This window comes from Candidatus Dependentiae bacterium, assembly GCA_016871815.1.
GTDB lineage: Bacteria > Babelota > Babeliae > Babelales.
This window is the reverse complement of sequence record VHBT01000041.1, coordinates 1-2,966: the sequence shown is the minus strand read 5'-3', so window position 1 is coordinate 2,966 and position 2,966 is coordinate 1. Positions and strand designations below refer to the sequence as shown.

3 protein-coding genes are annotated in these 2,966 nt (G+C 41.7%); all 3 read right to left on the bottom strand.

Annotated features, from left to right (window positions below; all coding sequences use genetic code 11):
• Positions 1-321, bottom strand: a 321-nt coding sequence (locus FJ366_04265) for a hypothetical protein (protein ID MBM3894780.1), incomplete at its 3' end; no start/stop codon positions are given.
• A 35-nt stretch (positions 322-356) separates the two neighbouring features.
• Positions 357-1,121 carry a hypothetical protein gene (locus FJ366_04260; GenBank protein MBM3894779.1) on the bottom strand — a complete coding sequence of 255 codons (765 nt, stop codon included), beginning with the start codon at positions 1,119-1,121 and terminating at the stop codon, positions 357-359.
• A gap of 385 nt (positions 1,122-1,506) precedes the next feature.
• On the bottom strand, positions 1,507-2,966 hold a 1,460-nt coding region (gene thrS / locus FJ366_04255), incomplete at its 5' end, for a threonine--tRNA ligase (GenBank protein MBM3894778.1).

The window sequence follows — 2,966 nt, the reverse complement described above, 5'->3', positions numbered from 1 at the left end:
AGATGTTTCTGCAAGATACAGAAGTGCAAGGCTGACAAACGTTTTTACAAACGAATGAAACGTATGACTCGCAACTGTTTTTACCGAATTTTCTTTTGCGGTGAAAAACGTGGTAAGCATTTTTGTCAGTGGTGCTGTAACTATAATATTATTATCGACTGTCATACTAAAGAATCTATTGTTGCTCAGTAATTGGTCTGTCTGGAGTTCTGGTATCCATGTTATTGATTCACGATGTTTATTAAAGCATTCTACAAATCCTGCCTGCGTGCTTGAAAGTCCAGCAAGCGCGAGCAATAAAACTAATTTTTTTGTATTCATTTTTTTTCCTTTTTTTTAATTATCAGCAGTTATTATTAAGCAGCTTTTGGATATTCTTGAGCTTTAATTGCGCCGATGGCTTCTGCGTACAACCCGCGAACTTTAACCGATGGCAACATGTTTGGTCGTAATAGCACAAGATGAGGTGCAAATGTTCTGACAATAAATGCAATTCGGTCGGCGCGCGACTGGTTTTGGCTCAATCCCTTGAGGGTTGATTCTAAAAACTCGCCAAGTGCATGTTTGAATCCAATTTCTTTGATTCGTGTGTATGCTGCGTAAATGGCTTCTGGATTTTGTCCTGCGTAAAAAATTAAGTATTGGATCATTAGATTCAGATTGCTAGGTTTTGTAACGGCATTTTCCGCCCAGATTGTTGCGTTTGCAAGCACGCAAGAGCCAACGAGCGCAAGTAATTTTTTTGGGCTGCAGTCGCGTTGAATGATTTTGCCTGCCACAGCGGAAAGAATGCTTGCGGTTAAAAGTTCAGCGGGAGAGAAAGGCTTATCTGCGTTTCGGGGAAGCGCTAGCTCGATGATAATGATTTTCCAATCTAGATTGTTTTTGGCATATTCATGAGGGGTATTATTTACGGTTTCTGGAGCGGTTGGTTCAGATTCTTCGGAAGAATGAGACGCTCGGTAAGGGCTAGCAGGTTGTCTACAATTAATGTATGGCTGCATGCCGAAAAAAAATTGTTTTGCGATAATTGCGTTATTTTTTAGCCAAATTGGTGTTGACTCAAGACTTAGTGAGTACAGGCTCAGGGTTATCATGAGTGCGAATATTTTTTTGTTCATAAATTTCCTTTTTTGATATGCGAACAAAGTATATAAATACTCTTCTAGCCTACCTTGTTTTACACGGATTTAAAGTTTTTTTGGCGGTTGGTAGGAATATTGTTTTTTTTAAAAAAAGAGCTCTTTTTTGTGATTCAGGGAGAAAATATAGGCAGTAAAAAGCTGATTTCAGGCTTTTTATTGGGGTTTGATAAGCGCATTGAAGGGTAATGCGGTGACATCTTGCTTGAGTTGGTAACAGATTGGTTTTGTTAATGGTGCTCAATTTATACAATTAGGAGCGAGCAAGAGTCGTTTTTATAAATTGCCTTACATTTACGATTTTTTGCGTAAATGTAAGGCAATTTAATGTTTTTATGATCGAAACAGTTAGAAGGGTGAGTTTTTATTGATTGGCTTTATGGATAAGTTGATCTACGGTCAGTCCTGGTGTTTGTGCACCGTCGAGTGTTCTGAGGGTCACGGTTTGCGAAGTTTCTTCTTGTCCGCCAACAACCAACATCCATGGAACATACTGCATTTGGGCTTTTTTGATTTTTGCCGAAATTTTTTCGTCCGATGAATCAATTTCAGCCCTAATTCCAGCTGCCGATAGGGATTTTACAACGCTTTCAGCATACGCACGTTGTTTTTCGCTGATCGAAAGGACGCGTGCTTGTACCGGAGCCAGCCAAAATGGCAACTTTCCACGTGTATGTTCCAAAATTACCGCCATAAATCGTTCGATAGATCCGATAATTGCTCGGTGGATAGCCACTGGACGGTGTTTTTGGCCATCGGCACCAATAAAGTGGAGATCGAAATTTTCAGGCAAGACAAAGTCGACTTGAATGGTTGAGATAGTCCACTCGCGGTCCATTGCATCGGTAAATTTGATATCAATTTTCGGTCCATAAAATGCACCATCGCCTTCTTCGACCTCAAACGTCAGTCCGAGCGATTCTAATGCTTCTTTGAGTGCTTGAGTTGCTTTGTTCCAGTTTTCTGTATTTCCGGGAGTGTCTTTTGGTCTGGTTGCCAAAACCATTTTGATGTTGGTGAAGTTTTCAAACCAGCTGTAGGCTTTTTGTGCAAGTTTAATCAGTGAAATGATTTCGTCTTTGATTTGTTCTGGAGCGCAAAAAATGTGTGCATCTTCTTGCACAAATGAGCGAACGCGGAACAATCCGTGAAGCGTTCCGGACATTTCGTGCCGGTGGACATGGCCAAATTCAGCGAGCCTGAGTGGGAGCTCTCGGTACGAGCGAGGTCGAGAGTCGTAGTGCAGCATAGCCCCCGGACAGTTCATGGGTTTTACGGCATGCTCTTCGCCTTCGATCACGGTAAGATACATGTTTTGCTTGTAATTTGCGTAGTGACCCGATTGTTTCCACAAGCATGCATTCATGATGTGTGGGGTACGAATTTCGTGGTAATCGAGTTTTTTGAGTTCTTCACGGATGCGATTGACGAGTGTGTTAAAAACGATGGTTCCGTAGTTATGGAAAAAAACCATGCCGGGCGCGTAGTCATGAAATGAAAATAAATCGAGTTGTTTGCCCAGGTTGCGGTGGTCATATTTTTCTGCATCTTGCAGTCGTTGAAAGTATGTATCCATTTCCTGCTGGGTCAAAAAGGCAACACCAGTGATTCGTTGAAGCGCCTGTCCATCACGATCTGCTCGCCAGTATGATCCGGAAATTCCTGTAAGTTTGAAGAAAACAACGTCTTTTGTTGATGCCGTGTGGCCTCCAGCACACAGATCAACAAATTCGCCTTGCGTGTATACGCCTGCAGTTTCACCCTCGATTTGAGTATCGATAATTTCGAGTTTAAATTTGTTATGGCTAAATGTTTTTCTGGCAG